Origin of the sequence: Rhizobium brockwellii (genome assembly GCF_000769405.2) — a bacterium.
In the GTDB taxonomy this organism is placed as follows: Bacteria; Pseudomonadota; Alphaproteobacteria; order Rhizobiales; family Rhizobiaceae; genus Rhizobium; species Rhizobium brockwellii.
Genome location: NZ_CP053442.1, coordinates 231,119 through 246,098 on the forward strand (window position 1 = coordinate 231,119; position 14,980 = coordinate 246,098).

The following is a 14,980-nucleotide window of genomic DNA, read 5'->3' on the forward strand; positions in this document are numbered from 1 at the left end:
TCAGGCGGCCAGAAAAACCCCGGCCATCTGCATCAGTTTGCCTCACACGTAACGGAATACGCCAACGGCGTAGACAACGGAGAGAGCGAGAGCCCACCAGAGGCTTGATCCAGCGAGACCAAGCCAGGCAAGATGGATAAAGGCGCTGCCGAGCAGCGAAAGGAAAAGCCGGTCACCGCGCGTCGTCTCGAAGCGCAGGATTCCGATCCGGGGATTGCCGCCCGGAGCGGCGTATTCCCAGACCCCCATGCCGATCAGCAGCAATGCGATAACGACGAAGAAAGTGGCCGTCGGCCAGGTCCACGCCATCCATGAAAAATCGGGAAGCGAAAAGCTCATCAAACCCTCCCCAGGGCGAAGCCCTTGGCGATGTAATTGCGCACAAACCAGATCACCAGCGCCCCTGGGATCAAGGTCAGAACACCCGCGGCGGCGAGCAAGCCCCAATCCATGCCGGATGCAGAGACGGTACGGGTCATGGTGGCAGCGATCGGCTTCGCGTCGGTCGTCGTCAGCGTTCGTGCGATCAGCAACTCGACCCAAGAGAACATGAAACAGAAGAAGCAGGCGACACCTATGCCGCTCGCAATCAGCGGCGTGAAGATCTTCAGGAAAAAGCGCGGGAACGAATAGCCATCGATATAGGCCGTTTCGTCGATTTCCTTCGGCACGCCGGACATGAAGCCTTCAAGGATCCAGACCGCAAGCGGCACGTTGAAGAGGCAATGCGCCAATGCCACGGCGATGTGCGTATCGATCAGCCCAAAGGCTGAGTAGAGCTGGAAGAACGGCAGGGCAAAGACCGCCGGCGGCGCCATCCGGTTCGTCAGCAACCAGAAGAAAAGATGCTTGTCACCAAGGAACCGATAACGGGAAAAGGCATAGGCCGCCGGCAGCGCGGCTGCCACCGAGATCACCATGTTGATCACGACATAGGTGATTGAATTGATGTAGCCGGAATACCACGCCTTCTCCGTGAAGATCGTCACGTAATTGGCGATCGTCGGGTTATGAGGATAAAGCGTCAGAGAATTGACGATTTCCGCATTGGTCTTGAAGCTCATATTGACGAGCCAATAGATCGGCAGCAGGAGCACGATGATATAGATCGTCGGAACCAGCCACCACCAGCGCGATTCCTCGCCGCGCCGGCGCATCAGACGGCTGACTTCATCGGAGGAGAGACCGCTTGCGACACCAGTAACGCCTGAGATTTTTCGGCTCGCTGTCGTTTCGTTGGAGGCGCTCATTTCAATTCTCCGCGTCGTGGCTTGTCATGACGGTGTAGAACACCCACGAAAGCAGCAGGATGATCAGGAAATAGATCAGCGACATGGCAGCGGCCGGACCGAGGTCAAACTGTCCGAGGGCGGTCTTGACCAGATCGATCGACAGGAAAGTGGTCGCGTTGCCGGGACCGCCGCCCGTGACGACAAAAGGCTCGGTGTAGATCATGAAACTATCCATGAAACGCAGCAGCACGGCGATCAGAAGAACGCGTTTCATCTTTGGCAGCTGGATATAGCGGAATACGGCCCAACGAGACGCACCGTCGATCTTGGCTGCCTGATAGAAAGCATCCGGAATGGAAACGAGGCCTGCATAGCAGAGCAAGACGACCAGGCTCGTCCAGTGCCAGACGTCCATGATGATGATCGTCACCCAGGCGTCGAGCGGATCCTGCACATAGTTGTAATCGATGCCGATGGCATTGAGGGAATAGCCGAACAAACCAATGTCGTTGCGGCCGAACACCTGCCAGATCGTGCCGACAACGTTCCACGGGATCAGCAGTGGTAGCGCCATCAGAACCAGGCACACCGGCACGCCGATGCCCGATTTCGGCATGTTGAGCGCAATGAAGATACCGAGCGGGATCTCAAGAGCGAGAATGATCAACGAAAAAATTAGATTTCGCTGCAGGGCGGCCCAGAAACGGTCGGAATGCAGGATTTCGGTAAACCAGTCCGTTCCGTTCCAGAAGAACTGGTTGTTTCCGAACGTGTCCTGAACGGAATAGTTCACAACCGTCATCAAGGGAATGACGGCCGAGAATGCCACCAGCACGAGGACCGGCAGGACCAGAAACCACGCTTTGTTGTTCCAGGTTTTTTCCATGATCAAGCCTCCGGTCCGGCGCGCCAAGAGTCGGCATAGATACTGATACCCGACGGCTCGAAGGTCACCCGGGGATCAGCCGGAATGTCCCCGTCTTCTGGGACGACGATCGCGATCGGCTGGCCGGCAAACTGCGCACGGACGATCTTCTGCCGGCCAATATCTTCCACCTTGCTCACGGTCACAGGCATGCCCTCGCGGCCGACCCGGATAAACTCGGGCCGGATTCCAAGCTCTACCTTGGCCGCTGCCGAAGTCTTTGGCGCATAGTCGAGCGTCAGAGCGTGCTCGCCGACCCGAACCGTGCGGCCTTCCACCTTGGCTGGCATGAAGTTCATGCCTGGAGAACCGATGAAGTAGCCGACGAAGGTATGGCTCGGACGCTCGAAGAGCTCGGCCGGCGTGCCGATCTGCACGATCTCGCCATCGTACATCACCACGACTTTGTCGGCGAAGGTCAGCGCCTCCGTCTGGTCATGCGTGACATAGACCATCGTAAAACCGAACTGCTTATGCAGCCGCTTCAGCTGCGACCGCAGCACCCATTTCATATGAGGATCGATAACGGTGAGCGGCTCATCGAAGAGAATCGCATTCACATCCGAGCGCACAAGGCCGCGGCCGAGCGAAATCTTCTGCTTTTGGTCCGCCGTCAAACCGCGCGCGCGCCGCTTGGCCCAGTCTGCAAGATCAATCATCTCCAATATTTCGCGGACACGACGATCAACATCAGACTCCGCGACTCCGCGGTTGCGCAAGGGGAAAGCCAGATTGTCATAGACGGTCATCGTGTCGTAGATCACCGGAAACTGGAATACCTGCGCAATATTTCGCTGCTGCGTCGGCAGGTTCGTAACATCTTGTCCGTCGAAGAGAATTCGCCCTTGGGAGGGCTGAATAAGGCCGGAAATGATATTGAGCAGAGAGGTCTTTCCGCAGCCCGAAGGCCCGAGCAGCGCATAGGCGCCGCCGTCGTTCCACTCGTGATGCACTTCCTTGAGAGCGTAGTCCTTCTCGCTCTTCGGGTTCGGCCCATAGGCATGTCGAATATGATCGAGGGTGATACGTGCCATGATCTTCTCCTAGCCCCTCTGCCTGGCAGTGGTGATCGCCCGGCCGTCCGCGCCGAACGCCATCAGGTGGCGCGTATCGATGAAAACGGAGAGATCCGTGTCCGGGTCGATATTGTGGATGCCGTGGGCAAGCATCACCCAGCGGGTGTCGGCAAATTGCAGATGCACGAAACTTTCCGACCCCGTGATCTCCGAAATCTGTGTCCGTGCTGTCAGCCGCGCCGAATCAGCCGTCTGGGCGGTTGGTGCAAGATGATGCGGGTGAAACGCGATCGTTGCCGGCCCGTCCGGCACATTCTGAAGATGCGGCGGCACGGCAAAAATCACAGCGCCATCGCGCAGGAAATTGCCTTCCGATTTGATGAGATCAATAAAATTCAGCGGCGGATCGGCAAAGGTTTTCGCCGTCGTCAGATCGAGCGGATGGCGATAGACCTCGACTGTCGGGCCAAACTGGGTGATCCGGCCCTCGCTGAGCGCTGCCGTATTGCCGCCCAGCAACAAGGCTTCGGAGGGTTCCGTCGTTGCATAAACGAAGATCGCGCCGGACTGGGCGAAAATGCGCGGCAATTCCTGCCGCAGTTCCTCGCGCAGCTTGTAGTCGAGGTTGGCAAGCGGCTCGTCCATCAAAACAAGGCTCGCATTCTTCACGAGTGCACGGGCAAGCGCCGTGCGCTGCTGTTGGCCGCCCGAGAGGTTGAGCGGCGTGCGATCGAGATAAGGCCCGAGTTTCAGAAGTTCGGCAGCCTTGCGTACCTCCAGATCGATGATCTTGGCATCCTTGCCGGCAATGCGCAGCGGCGAGGCAATATTCTCGTAGACCGTCAATGCCGGATAATTGATGAACTGCTGGTAGACCATCGCAATGTTGCGCTTCTGGACAGGCATACCTGTCACATCAGCACCATCAAAATGGATCGTACCGGTCGTCGGCCGATCAAGGCCGGCCATCAGACGCATCAACGAGGTCTTGCCCGACAAGGTCGGCCCAAGCAGAACGTTTAGCGTTCCTCTTTCAAAAGCAAGATCGGTCGGGTGGATATGATAGTCTCCTCCCACCATCTTTGCGGCCTTCCGCAGTTCCAGCATTCCTGTTCCCGTGCCTCCACGCAGCGGGGACCACATGGCTCCTACCCGGCCATCGCCGGCATGGCAGCCATGTACTCCTCCAGTGACTGGGCCTGCTCCTTCGAAAGGCGCAGACCATCCTTTGTTCTCCTCCACAGCACGTCTTCGCCGTGCCGGGCCCATTCATGTTCGGCGAGATATTTGACTTCAGCCTCGTAGAGATCGCCGCCAAACAGCCGTCCGAGATCGTCGATGCCGCGGGCATCGCCAAGCAGCACCTCGGCTTTCGTGCCGTAGCGGCGCACCAGCCTGCGGGCATGCGGATCGGTCAGGAACGGATAGCCCCTTTTCAGCTTGGCGACCTCGGCCTCATAACCCTTGACCGGAAAATCGCCGCCCGGCAGATGGCTCTTTGCCGTCCACGGCGCACCCTTGACGCCGATCGCAGCGCCGATCTTTTCCAGCGCATGTTCGGAAAGCCGGCGATAGGTAGTGAGCTTGCCGCCGAAGACGTTGAGCAGCGGTGCCGCCTCACCCTCGCCTTCCAGCTTCAGCACGTAATCGCGCGTCGCTTCCTGCGCCTTCGAGGCGCCGTCGTCATAAAGCGGCCTCACCGCCGAATAGGTCCAGACGATATCTTCCGGCTTGACCGGCTCCTTGAAATATTCCGACGCCGCATTGCAGAGGTAAACGGTCTCCTCCTCTGATATCCGGACATCCCGGGGATCGGCGGTATAGTCCCGATCCGTCGTGCCGATCAGGGTGAAGTCGCCCTCGTAGGGGATGGCGAAGATGATGCGGTTGTCGGGATTCTGGAAGAAATAGGCGCGAGGATCTTCGAACTTCTTCTTCACGACGATATGGCTGCCCTGGACGAGGCGGACATGGTGGGCTTCGTTCTGGCCGAAGGCGGAACGAATGACATGGTCGACCCAGGGACCGGCGGCATTGACCAGCATGCGGGCCTGATGGCTGTCATTTCGGCCGGTGAGGGTGTCGGTGGTTTCAATATGCCACACGCCATTCTCGCGCCTTGCCGACACCACTTTGGTGCGCGGCATGATGGTTGCCCCTTTGTCAGCGGCGTCGCGGGCGTTCAGTACCACCATGCGGGCATCGTCGACCCAGCCGTCGGAATATTCGAAGGCCTTGGCGAACAGCGCCTTCAGAGGCTTGCCGGCCGGGTCGCTGCGCATATCGAGAACGGATGTCGGCGGTAGCAGCTTGCGGCCGCCGAGATGGTCGTAGAGGAAGAGGCCAAGCCGGATCAGCCAGGCCGGACGGATGCCGCCCTTGTGGTAGGGCAATACGAAACGCAACGGCCAGATGATGTGCGGCGCCATCGCCCAGAGGATCTCGCGCTCCATCAGCGATTCACGCACCAGGCGGAATTCGTAATGCTCGAGGTAACGCAGGCCGCCATGGATCAGCTTGGTGGCGCCCGATGAGGTACCCGAAGCAAAATCGTTCATCTCGGCCAATGCGACGGAATAACCCCGCCCCACAGCATCACGCGCGATCCCGCAGCCGTTGATGCCGCCACCGATGACGAATATGTCGTGAATCTCCCGGCTCATTCCCCCTCCGAGACTGCCATTGATTTCGCATCGCACAAAACTTGCGCAATTGCGAAAGTAACATCAGTTAAAACGAAAGGAATACGAATGTCAAACGAATGTTCGTGAGGATCGTTATCTAGCGAAATCTGCCGTTCGTTTCGATCAGTTTCACATTGTTTTCGAGGCATAGATTGCGGATCGAGGGCACCGGACAGTGGTCGGTGATGAAGGTATGAACCTGGGAAAGCTGGCCGATCCTGACCGGTGCGGTGCGTTCGAACTTCGTCGAATCGGCAACGAGAATGACATGTCGGGCATTGGCGATGATGGCTTGGGCGACCTTCACTTCGCGAAAATCATAATCGAGAAGCGCGCCGTCTATGTCGATAGCCGAAGCGCCGATCACAGCGTAATCGACCTTAAACTGGCGGATGAAATCGACGGCCGCCTCACCGACGATCCCGCCGTCCGAACCCCGCACGACGCCGCCGGCAATGACCACCTCGATCGCCGGAAAAAGACGTAACCTATTGGCAACATTTATATTGTTGGTGATCACCATCAGCTCGTGATGGTTGGCGAGCGCCTCGCCCACCGCCTCGGTCGTCGTTCCGATATTGATGAAGAGCGAGGCACCGCTCGGGATGAGCTCGACGGCCGCAATGCCGATTGCCTGTTTCTCGGAAGCGGCGATCTGGCGGCGCGCCTCGTATTTGACGTTCTCTGTCCCGCTCGGAAATGTTGCGCCGCCATGGATGCGTGTCAGCACCTGCGCATCGCAGAGATCGTTCAGGTCCTTGCGGATTGTCTGAGGCGTCACCGAAAAGCGGGAGGCGAGCTCCTCGACCAGAACCCTGCCGCTCGATTTCGCAATCGCGACGATTTCAATTTGCCGGTCGGTCAAGAACATGGGGCGCCTTTCGATCTGCTTTCGTTTTAAAGAAAGCGAACGGCGGCGCAATGCCTAACTATTGCCAAGCCGCCTTCACGGCCCGAATTTGACGCTACCGCTTCCGCATCACGTTGACGACGAGCACGCCGAGGATTGCCATGACGCCACCGATTGCGCCGAGTGCCGTCGGCGTTTCGCCCAGCCAGACGAACCCGATCAGCGTAGCGACCGGCGGAACGCCATAGAGGAAATTCGAGGCGCGGGCGGCCGTCAGCCGCTTCAGCGCGATCGCCCAGGTGAGGTACCCGATCGCTGTTGGGAAGATGACAAGATAGGCAACGCCCCAGTTCACCTCCGCCGGTGCTGCGGCCAGCGCCTGGATCGTCGCCGGAACGGCCGGAACCAGCGGCACGGAACCGATGAGCAGGATCCAGGCGGTGACAGCAAGCGCCGGCAGCCGCCCGAGCAGCGGCTTCTGCAGCACGCTAGCGATCGCCGAGCAAAGTGCTGCGCCCAGGATGAGAACGGCATTCGGATCGAGCTTGAAGCCATCGTCGGAGGCGACCGCAATCAGCGCCACGCCGCCGAAGGAAACCGCGGTCCCCGCCCAGCCCCAGCGGCCGAAGCGCTCGCCAAGCGCGAATGTGGCGATGAGGGCGGTGAAGACGGGCATGGTGTTAATGATGAAGCTCGCCGGTCCCGCCGCAACGGTCTGCTCGCCAGTGTTCAGCAGAACCGCATAGGCGGCGATGAAAAGCACGGCGGCAACGGAGAGGCGGACGAAGTCGCATTTTTCCGGCATCGGCCGGTAGATGACGAGATAGACGAGAGCAATGACGCCGGCTGCCACATAACGCGCCGTCGCCAGTTCGATCGGCGTCAGCGGTCCGAGACAAATGCGAATCACCACGAAGGAGGAAGCCCAGAAGAGGATGGTGACGAGGATCGCCGCAAAGGCCACCAGATCGAACCCGCCTTGCTGTTTCGTCGAAATCGGTGCGCTTGTCGCCATGCTCATTTTTACCTCCATATGTTCCTGCGACAGTGAGTAGGCCTTCGATGCGTGCTTGAAAAGCATCGCAATCGATGATCAAATGTGCGTATGGTTCACAGCTCGTCAGTGCTTCCGCCGCTCGATACGCTCGAGACCTTTGCCCGCGCCGCCCGGCTCGGATCGTTTTCGGCCGCCGCTGAGGAAAGCGGCATCACCCACGGCGCGGTGTCGCGGCAGGTCTCGCGCCTGGAGCGCTGGATGGGCGTGCGCCTGTTTGCGCGCGAAGCCCGGGGCGTGCGCCTGACGCCGGAAGGCATGCGGTTTTTCGCGCGGGCGGAAGAAGCACTTACGCTGCTCGGCAATAGCGGTGAACGCTGGCTGCCTCGCCGGAACAAGGCGGTGGTTCGCCTTTCGGTGACGCCCTCTGTCGCCTCTCTATGGTTGTTTCAGCGCCTGCCGAAGCTCGAAGGAAACGAGCTGCATGTCGAGCTGACGCTCGAACACCGGTTGGCGGATTTCGGCGAAGGCACGGATCTTGCCATTCGCTGCGGCAAGGGTCCGTGGGCCGGCGTGCGCGCCCTGCCGCTCTGGCAGGAGAAATCGTTTCCGATCGCCGCCCCAGCGCTGGCGGAGCGGCTCGGGCAGCGCTCCGATGCCTTGTCGCTGCTCGATCTGCCGATCCTGCACGATTCGAATATTGAAGGCTGGCGGCGTTGGCTCTCTCGTGAGGGCGTCGACTATATACCGCGCGGCCATGATCGGCGCTTCGAGGACTACAATCTGGTGATCGATGCCTGCGCGCAAGGCCTCGGGATCGCACTCGCGCGGCCTCCGTTATCGGATGCCGCGATGGCCACGGGACGCGTCGTCGCTGTATCGGAGCGGACGCTCGATTATCATGTGGCCTTTCACCTGATTAGACCGGACGAGGCCCTGAGAAGCCCTGCCATCGAATTCGCCAGCCGCTTCCTGCGCGAGGCCGGCCATGACGAGGCGACGATCGCTACTTTTATCGCACCCGGCCGAGCGAAAGCGTAGACGGGCCCGCGCTAGATCGAGCCAGCAGATCTCAGAGCAGACAAACGACGGCATTGCCGATGCGCAGGCCAAGGGAAGGAACCGCGGCGCGAGCCACTCGATACCAAGAAAGTCGAGGCGGCAGTGAAGCTTTTTGGTGCCGGAACTTCGCCGTTGGAAACTGCGATGTAACTTGGCCTAACAGCTCAACTCTCTATCGCGAATGCACCGGCTAGATGTCACACGCTCCGAGCAACTGGATTTTCTGATGATACGCAACTCCTCGCAAAGCAATATTCTGAAACACACGGTACGATCCGATGCAGAAAAAGCGCGCATTTGTGCCGCTAACAATGCAGACCTGTATCAGGCGATGTTCCGTGCCCATGGACTGCCTGATCAGCGAACTAGTGCATTTTGGTCAAGCGATGCGATCGCACCCCCCTACTATTCCAACATGACGACACTCGACCCGGATGCAACAGAGGAACAGCTGATTGAAATCGGTCGGCTGACAGATCGGCTAGGACGGCGACCTGGTTTCAAAGACGGGTTTTCCAGGCTCGACCTCGTCGACAAAGGGTTCCAGTTGTTGTTTTCCGCATCATGGATTTGGGCTGAACCTCGCAGAATTTCAGCGCGTGCGCCTAAGGATTGGGCACGCATTCGCAATGCAGCGGCACTGGATCGCTGGGAACATTCCTGGAAAGAGTCTGGTAGCCAGACCGACGCCAACGTCTTCACACCGGCCCTGCTTTCCGATCCTAACATACATATCTATGGCCGATGGGCCGGCGACGGTTTTGATGCGGGCTGCATCGTAAATCGATCAACCGAGGCTGTAGGGATCTCCAATATCTTTAATCTGACTGGTACGCTGCAGGCCTTCGGGGATGCCATGTGGTTGGCCACTATCGCCTTTTCACCCGAAGTGCCGCTAGTCGGCTATGACAGTGGCGCAACGCTAAACGAAATGACAAAGCTGGGCTTCAGGTCAGTCGGCAACCTGAGGATTTGGCTACCTGACGACGGTTCCTAAGCGTCTTTCTCTATTCGTTATCCAATAGCGTAGTTTGATGGGAAACCAACGCTCGCCCTCTATAGTGCTCCGGCGGCGTGCCGTAGATATCCCAGATCTTCAGATAGTGTCCAACCAGGATCTCGTCCTCGCTGGGCGCTGCCATTCGAATATCCATCATGTCGTGATCCGGCTTAGGCATGCGAGGGTGCGAAATCGTGCCTCAAACGAGATGACGTCCCCTGCCGCGTTGCGGCAGGAGACGTCAAAAAGGCCATATCAATTGGCTGGTGTGAGCGTCATCGAAGCGCTGCCGGCCGCAACGTTGAGGCCGAGCTGACCGGTCAGGCTGACCGTCTGCAGATGGATCGAGCCGGAGGTGCCGCCAACCAGGAGATTTGCGCCGACACCGGCGCCGAGCGTGGCTTCGGCGGTGGCGCCGACATAGAGGCCGGCGAGCGATCCGCGGTGATAGCCGGCCGTCGGCGCGAACACGGCCCAGATCAGGCGGCTACGCGTGGTGAAGCCAAGGTCAATGCCAAGCTTTCTCATTTCACCCGTATAACGATCCGAAAGTTCGTTGCCGACGGTCGACTGGAAGATGCAGTCGGCCTCTTTGGAGGAACCGAGCACGTAACCCGTGCCGCCACCGATATCGCAGGTGAGGTAACCGATCTTCACGCCATTGCGCAGGTCCGGCTCTTCATATGTCCTGGTGCCGAGATCGGCGGCATTGACCGCCCCAGCGCCGACAAACGTCAACGATACCGCGGCAAAAGCCGTCGCAAGAATTTTGTTCATAAGTCTCTCCTTCTCAAATCGTGACGGGAGCATACCCGGCTACTCGCCACCAGATTCGGCAACAGATAACGGACGGAACCGAAAAACGATCCCGAACCGGCATCATTTACGCATCGCATGTCAAAGCGCCTGGGAGGGCGCAAGCGATAAACACGCTTACGGTTCAGCTCCCATTGGGACATTTCGAAGGCACATTTTCGCGTCATCCGGTTATTTCACGATGTTGTCAGGGATGGTTGCCGGAAAGGCACGATCCTGATCACCGTCAACTCTCGATGAGCGGTATCATGCACATCGCAGGCGCCCCTATTTGGATAGGCGATCGATGATCGCGCAGGTTGCCATGCCGTATAGATAGCTGTACTGTTCGAAGATACTCTTCATGCAGCACTGCAACTGGAGAGGAAACGGCATGATTGCTTGGCATTGCCGCAGAATTTCCGCTTGTTTTTCGGAATTCTGCTTCTGTTCAAACAGAAACTAAGTCTGAATTTGAGAAATATAATCAGGCGATATTTTCGCGGGGGCCGGACAATCGTACGCCCGCCGATCTCTATTGGAGATAACGGGTAATTTCATCGGGAGGGAAAGATGCGCATACGCAGGACAAACATCATACTGGCGGGATGCCTTGCCGTCTCCGCCTGCCAGTCCGGCCCGACGTCGCAGGCCGTCTCGGATCGTAATTCCGAATTCGGCTGCATCGCCGGAACCGTCGGCGGCGCGATTGTCGGTGGCTTGATCGGCAGCACGATCGGCGCCGGAACCGGGCAGGTGCTTGCTGTCGGCGCCGGCATCGGCGGCGGCGGTTACGTCGGCAACCGTCTGGCTTGCCGCTAATTGGGGAGGGATATCAAGCGATGAAGACCTTGGCTTTGGTGACCACATTCATACTGTGCCAATGCGTTGGGGCAGTGGCGCAACAACAGCAAGAGCTCGGATCAATGTATCAGGGCCAGATGGATCGGCTTGACGCCAATACCAGCAAGACCGTCGACCGATCGGAATACGAGACCTTCATGGGCACGGCTTTCGGAAGTCTCGACAAGAACAAGGACGGCAGCCTGCAGTCCGACGAGACGGTGCAGATCCTGACGATCGAGCAATTCACTCTGACCGACGCGAACCACAACGGCCGCATCAGCCGAAGCGAATTCATGCAGCGGGTGATGGCGGATTTCGCGACAGCCGACCACGACCGGGACGGAAGCCTTCAGTGATGGAGACATGAAACCGAATGTGGCAATAAAGAAAAACCCGGCGATGTGCTTCGCCGGGTTTTTATACTTTAATCTGTCCGTTCTATACTTTTCGCATCAGTCGCATGACGAGAGATACGACGAACAGCACCAGGAAAATGAAGAACAGAACCTGGGCAATGGAAGCTGACGCCCCTGCGATGCCGCCAAATCCGAGGACGCCGGCAATCAAGGCCACGACGAGAAATACCAGAGCGTAGTAAAGCATCGCAATCTCCTTGTACGTTGCTGCGGAGATAACGGAGACGGCCGCATTTGGTTCCCATCCGTCTGATGGCCGGGACATGCGGCGTCGCATCGGCTCCCTTCAGCCGAAATGAAAGGCGCCGCTGTACGTGCGGTCGCCTTCATTCGGCTCGGGAGGTTCGGCCGCATCGAGATAGGCCTTGAGCGGCCCGGTCAGCACGAACCAGATGCTGGCTCCCAACATGAAACAGGCTCCCACCGGATCGTCGATGCGGGCGATGAACGGAAGGCAGGCCGATGCGAAGAGGACGATGATCCGCACCGACCACTCCGCCTCACGTTTGGCGATGGCGCGCGCTCTCAGCGACTTGTACTCCCGAGCGCCGTAACCGCCTTGCCCTGCCTTCACAGCCGAAAGCAGCTTTCGCGCGGACGGCAACGCCAGCATGATCAGCGCGGCGACACTGAGCGTGAAAGTCTCGCCGGCCATAACCTGCCCGCTCGCGATCAGGAGAAAGAAGAGCACGACGAGATTCCACGTCGGCTCCAGCAGCTCCGGCGGTTGCCGCGTGCGGAGATGCCAACTCCGCAGCAAAACCGCCGCGCCGTGCAGTAGCGGCTGATCGATATAACGATTGATCCAGTCCATGCCGATGCGCCCGTCCCCGATTGCATGAAGAGGCCTCCGAACACCACGGAATTTGGTCATCATCGTGGCAATAGCCGCTGAATCCGTTCTTCGCATGGACGAAGCGGCTTGCCGAGACGCATCGATGAGGCCGGAGAGGCGAGCCCTCTCGCCTCACGACCCCCTAAATTTGAAGGCAGCGGCAAAGCGCGCAACAGCTGTCTAGCGCAATTCCTGCGCGACCTCCCAGACATGGCCCGACGGATCCGCAAAAGCCGCGGTGCGGCGACCCCATGGACGATCGATCGGACCATTGAGCAGCGCGACCCCGAGTTTGTGCAGCTCTGCACAGACCAAATCGACGTCATCGACCTTGATCGTCAGCAGGACGCGCGCGCCCGAACCGGGGACTGACACGGCGGAGGGCTCGACCAGTTCAGGCGCCTGCGCTGCATCGAGCAGGTTGATCATCGTTCCCGAGAATTTCAGGACTGAGGATACCGCGTCTTCACAAACGACGTCGAGCGCAAAGACCTTTTGGTAGAACGTTTTGGCGGCGTCGATATCATCGACGAACAGGGTGACGACCTCGAACCGATCCAACAGCATGGGCATTTTCTCCTCCGTTGCTTCCACCAACCAACCGATATCGCTGGCCGGCTCTCCACTGGTCGCTTCGACGCTGACGGTTTCGACATCCCGCGCAAAAATAATAGTCAGCTTCGCAGGCCAGGCGCTTCCTGGCCGGTGCGCGCCACATATTCGGTATAGCCGCCGCCATATTGATGGATGCCGTCGGGGGTCAGCTCCAGCACCCGGTTTGAGAGTGCGGCGAGGAAATGCCGATCGTGCGAGACGAACAGCATCGTGCCCTCATATTGCGACAGCGCCCTGATCAGCATTTCCTTGGTGTCGAGATCGAGATGGTTCGTCGGCTCGTCGAGCACGAGCAGGTTCGGCGGGTCGAACAGCATGATCGCCATGACCAGCCGCGCCTTCTCGCCGCCGGATAGGACCCGGCACCGCTTCTCGACATCGTCGCCGGAGAAGCCGAAGCAGCCGGCCAGCGCGCGCAACGGCCCCTGCCCCGCCTGGGGAAACTGGTCTTCCAGCATCTGGAAGACGGTACGCTCGCCATCGAGAATATCCATGGCGTGCTGAGCGAAATAGCCCATCTTGACGCTGGCGCCCAGCGCAACGCTGCCCTGGTCTGGCGCGGTGGAACCCGTCACCAGCTTCAGCAGCGTCGACTTGCCGGCGCCGTTGATGCCCATGATGCACCAGCGCTCCCGGCGCCGCACGACAAAATCCAAACCCTCATAAATGCTGCGGCTGCCGTATTTCTTGTGGACGTTTTTCAGGTTGATCACGTCCTCGCCGGAGCGCGGCGCCGGTTGGAACTCGAAGGAAACGATCTGGCGGCGCTTGGGCGGCTCCACCCGGTCGATCTTCTCCAGTTTCTTCACGCGGCTCTGCACTTGCGAAGCATGCGAGGCGCGCGCCTTGAAGCGCTCGATGAACTTGATCTCCTTGGCGAGCATCGCCTGCTGGCGTTCGAACTGAGCCTGCTGCTGCTTTTCGTTCTGCGCCCGCTGCTGCTCGTAGAATTCATAGTCGCCGGAATAGGCCGTCAGCGTGCCGCCGTCGATTTCGATGATCTTGGTGACGATGCGGTTCATGAACTCGCGGTCATGCGAGGTCATCAGCAGCGCGCCCTCGTAACCTTTCAGAAATTCCTCCAGCCAGATCAGGCTTTCCAGATCCAGATGGTTGCTCGGCTCGTCGAGCAGCATGACGTCGGGGCGCATGAGGAGAATGCGGGCGAGCGCCACGCGCATCTTCCAGCCTCCCGACAGCGCGCCGACATCGCCGTCCATCATCTCCTGGCTGAAGCTCAGGCCCGCGAGCACTTCGCGGGCGCGCCCCTCGAGCGCATAACCGTCCAGCTCCTCGTAGCGCGCCTGCACCTCGCCGTAGCGCTCGATGATCTCCTCCATGTTATCGGCCTGTTCGGGATCGGCCATGGCCGCCTCCAGATCGCGCAATTCGCCGGCAACGATGCTGACCGGACCTGCGCCGTTCATCACCTCGGCGACGGCGCTGTGGCCGGCCATCTCGCCGACATCCTGGTTGAAATAGCCGATGGTGACGCCCTTCTCGCAGGAGACCTGCCCCTCGTCGGGCTGCTCCTCGCCGTTGATCATCCGGAAGACGGTCGTCTTGCCGGCGCCGTTCGGACCGACGAGGCCGATCTTCTCGCCTCTGTTAAGAGCCGCGGACGCCTCGATGAAGAGGATACGGTGGCTGAGCTGCTTGCTGATATTCTCGATACGGATCATGATTTGCGCGGCGCCTGCAGAAGGAGAT

The 14,980-nt window shown here is 59.3% G+C and carries 17 protein-coding genes and 1 pseudogene; 4 read left to right on the forward strand and 14 right to left on the reverse strand.

Features of this window, described 5'->3' with window-relative positions; translation table 11 throughout:
* Positions 1-42: 42 nt before the first annotated feature.
* The 8 genes from RLCC275e_RS31410 to RLCC275e_RS31445 all read right to left on the reverse strand — a co-directional run bounded on the left by RLCC275e_RS31410 (position 43) and on the right by RLCC275e_RS31445 (position 7,740).
* A complete protein-coding gene (locus RLCC275e_RS31410; protein ID WP_003552210.1) occupies positions 43-339 on the reverse strand; it encodes a DUF2160 domain-containing protein in 297 nt (98 codons plus the stop codon).
* A complete protein-coding gene (locus RLCC275e_RS31415; RefSeq protein WP_033183925.1) occupies positions 339-1,250 on the reverse strand; it encodes a carbohydrate ABC transporter permease in 912 nt (303 codons plus the stop codon). Before RLCC275e_RS31415 ends, RLCC275e_RS31410 begins: the two co-directional genes overlap by 1 nt.
* A gap of 1 nt (position 1,251) precedes the next feature.
* Positions 1,252-2,118 carry a carbohydrate ABC transporter permease gene (locus tag RLCC275e_RS31420; RefSeq protein ID WP_003552206.1) on the reverse strand — a complete coding sequence of 289 codons (867 nt, stop codon included), beginning with the start codon at positions 2,116-2,118 and terminating at the stop codon, positions 1,252-1,254.
* Positions 2,119-2,120: 2 nt separating this feature from the next.
* A complete protein-coding gene (locus RLCC275e_RS31425) occupies positions 2,121-3,191 on the reverse strand; it encodes an ABC transporter ATP-binding protein (protein ID WP_033183924.1) in 1,071 nt (356 codons plus the stop codon).
* Between the two features lie 9 nt (positions 3,192-3,200).
* Positions 3,201-4,280 (reverse strand): ABC transporter ATP-binding protein, encoded by a 1,080-nt coding sequence (locus RLCC275e_RS31430; RefSeq protein WP_033183923.1) that lies wholly within the window; start codon positions 4,278-4,280, stop codon positions 3,201-3,203.
* Between the two features lie 41 nt (positions 4,281-4,321).
* A complete protein-coding gene (glpD, locus tag RLCC275e_RS31435; protein ID WP_033183922.1) occupies positions 4,322-5,836 on the reverse strand; it encodes a glycerol-3-phosphate dehydrogenase in 1,515 nt (504 codons plus the stop codon).
* 118 nt (positions 5,837-5,954) lie between these two features.
* The gene (locus RLCC275e_RS31440) at positions 5,955-6,728 is read right to left on the reverse strand and encodes a DeoR/GlpR family DNA-binding transcription regulator (protein ID WP_003552200.1); all 774 of its coding nucleotides are present in this window, start codon (positions 6,726-6,728) and stop codon (positions 5,955-5,957) included.
* 94 nt (positions 6,729-6,822) lie between these two features.
* On the reverse strand, positions 6,823-7,740 hold the full coding sequence (locus RLCC275e_RS31445) for a DMT family transporter (protein WP_050516864.1): 918 nt from the start codon (positions 7,738-7,740) through the stop codon (positions 6,823-6,825).
* Positions 7,741-7,812: 72 nt separating this feature from the next.
* Between RLCC275e_RS31445 and RLCC275e_RS31450 the strand changes: the two genes are divergently transcribed.
* Entirely contained in the window at positions 7,813-8,742 is a 930-nt protein-coding gene (locus RLCC275e_RS31450; RefSeq protein ID WP_033183921.1) for a LysR family transcriptional regulator, read from the forward strand.
* Between the two features lie 247 nt (positions 8,743-8,989).
* Positions 8,990-9,760 (forward strand): hypothetical protein, encoded by a 771-nt coding sequence (locus tag RLCC275e_RS31455; RefSeq protein WP_033184114.1) that lies wholly within the window; start codon positions 8,990-8,992, stop codon positions 9,758-9,760.
* A gap of 58 nt (positions 9,761-9,818) precedes the next feature.
* Here the strand turns inward: RLCC275e_RS31455 and RLCC275e_RS34480 are convergent.
* Positions 9,819-9,941: pseudogene (locus RLCC275e_RS34480) on the reverse strand (GNAT family N-acetyltransferase); the annotation flags it as partial.
* A gap of 77 nt (positions 9,942-10,018) precedes the next feature.
* Positions 10,019-10,540 (reverse strand): DUF992 domain-containing protein, encoded by a 522-nt coding sequence (locus RLCC275e_RS31460; protein ID WP_017957594.1) that lies wholly within the window; start codon positions 10,538-10,540, stop codon positions 10,019-10,021.
* A 591-nt stretch (positions 10,541-11,131) separates the two neighbouring features.
* On the opposite strand from RLCC275e_RS31460, the gene RLCC275e_RS31465 reads away from it, so the two are divergent.
* Positions 11,132-11,380, forward strand: coding sequence for a YMGG-like glycine zipper-containing protein (locus RLCC275e_RS31465; protein ID WP_003552191.1), 249 nt, complete (start codon positions 11,132-11,134; stop codon positions 11,378-11,380).
* Positions 11,381-11,400: 20 nt separating this feature from the next.
* A complete protein-coding gene (locus tag RLCC275e_RS31470) occupies positions 11,401-11,760 on the forward strand; it encodes an EF-hand domain-containing protein (protein WP_033183920.1) in 360 nt (119 codons plus the stop codon).
* Between the two features lie 82 nt (positions 11,761-11,842).
* Here RLCC275e_RS31470 and RLCC275e_RS31475 read toward each other — a convergent pair whose 3' ends face one another.
* The 4 genes from RLCC275e_RS31475 to RLCC275e_RS31490 form a co-directional block, all read right to left on the reverse strand.
* Positions 11,843-12,007, reverse strand: a complete 165-nt coding sequence (locus RLCC275e_RS31475; protein WP_003549551.1) for a DUF1328 domain-containing protein — start codon at positions 12,005-12,007, stop codon at positions 11,843-11,845.
* Between the two features lie 99 nt (positions 12,008-12,106).
* Positions 12,107-12,697, reverse strand: coding sequence for a hypothetical protein (locus RLCC275e_RS31480; RefSeq protein WP_033183919.1), 591 nt, complete (start codon positions 12,695-12,697; stop codon positions 12,107-12,109).
* A 138-nt stretch (positions 12,698-12,835) separates the two neighbouring features.
* Positions 12,836-13,228 carry a VOC family protein gene (locus RLCC275e_RS31485; RefSeq protein WP_033183918.1) on the reverse strand — a complete coding sequence of 131 codons (393 nt, stop codon included), beginning with the start codon at positions 13,226-13,228 and terminating at the stop codon, positions 12,836-12,838.
* A gap of 101 nt (positions 13,229-13,329) precedes the next feature.
* On the reverse strand, positions 13,330-14,952 hold the full coding sequence (locus RLCC275e_RS31490; RefSeq protein ID WP_033183917.1) for an ABC-F family ATP-binding cassette domain-containing protein: 1,623 nt from the start codon (positions 14,950-14,952) through the stop codon (positions 13,330-13,332).
* Between the last annotated feature and the right edge of the window lie 28 nt (positions 14,953-14,980).

What these genes read in the sequence shown, in the direction of transcription:
- RLCC275e_RS31450 (WP_033183921.1), top strand. Translation starts at nt 7,813, where the DNA reads ATGGTTCACAGCTCGTCAGTGCTTCCGCCGCTCGATACGCTCGAGACC.
- RLCC275e_RS31420 (WP_003552206.1), bottom strand. Translation starts at nt 2,118, where the DNA reads ATGGAAAAAACCTGGAACAACAAAGCGTGGTTTCTGGTCCTGCCGGTC.
- glpD (WP_033183922.1), bottom strand. Translation starts at nt 5,836, where the DNA reads ATGAGCCGGGAGATTCACGACATATTCGTCATCGGTGGCGGCATCAAC.
- RLCC275e_RS31465 (WP_003552191.1), top strand. Translation starts at nt 11,132, where the DNA reads ATGCGCATACGCAGGACAAACATCATACTGGCGGGATGCCTTGCCGTC.
- RLCC275e_RS31480 (WP_033183919.1), bottom strand. Translation starts at nt 12,697, where the DNA reads ATGATGACCAAATTCCGTGGTGTTCGGAGGCCTCTTCATGCAATCGGG.
- RLCC275e_RS31425 (WP_033183924.1), bottom strand. Translation starts at nt 3,191, where the DNA reads ATGGCACGTATCACCCTCGATCATATTCGACATGCCTATGGGCCGAAC.
- RLCC275e_RS31430 (WP_033183923.1), bottom strand. Translation starts at nt 4,280, where the DNA reads ATGCTGGAACTGCGGAAGGCCGCAAAGATGGTGGGAGGAGACTATCAT.
- RLCC275e_RS31445 (WP_050516864.1), bottom strand. Translation starts at nt 7,740, where the DNA reads ATGGAGGTAAAAATGAGCATGGCGACAAGCGCACCGATTTCGACGAAA.
- RLCC275e_RS31410 (WP_003552210.1), bottom strand. Translation starts at nt 339, where the DNA reads ATGAGCTTTTCGCTTCCCGATTTTTCATGGATGGCGTGGACCTGGCCG.
- RLCC275e_RS31485 (WP_033183918.1), bottom strand. Translation starts at nt 13,228, where the DNA reads ATGCCCATGCTGTTGGATCGGTTCGAGGTCGTCACCCTGTTCGTCGAT.
- RLCC275e_RS31455 (WP_033184114.1), top strand. Translation starts at nt 8,990, where the DNA reads ATGATACGCAACTCCTCGCAAAGCAATATTCTGAAACACACGGTACGA.
- RLCC275e_RS31470 (WP_033183920.1), top strand. Translation starts at nt 11,401, where the DNA reads ATGAAGACCTTGGCTTTGGTGACCACATTCATACTGTGCCAATGCGTT.
- RLCC275e_RS31490 (WP_033183917.1), bottom strand. Translation starts at nt 14,952, where the DNA reads ATGATCCGTATCGAGAATATCAGCAAGCAGCTCAGCCACCGTATCCTC.
- RLCC275e_RS31460 (WP_017957594.1), bottom strand. Translation starts at nt 10,540, where the DNA reads ATGAACAAAATTCTTGCGACGGCTTTTGCCGCGGTATCGTTGACGTTT.
- RLCC275e_RS31415 (WP_033183925.1), bottom strand. Translation starts at nt 1,250, where the DNA reads ATGAGCGCCTCCAACGAAACGACAGCGAGCCGAAAAATCTCAGGCGTT.
- RLCC275e_RS31440 (WP_003552200.1), bottom strand. Translation starts at nt 6,728, where the DNA reads ATGTTCTTGACCGACCGGCAAATTGAAATCGTCGCGATTGCGAAATCG.
- RLCC275e_RS31475 (WP_003549551.1), bottom strand. Translation starts at nt 12,007, where the DNA reads ATGCTTTACTACGCTCTGGTATTTCTCGTCGTGGCCTTGATTGCCGGC.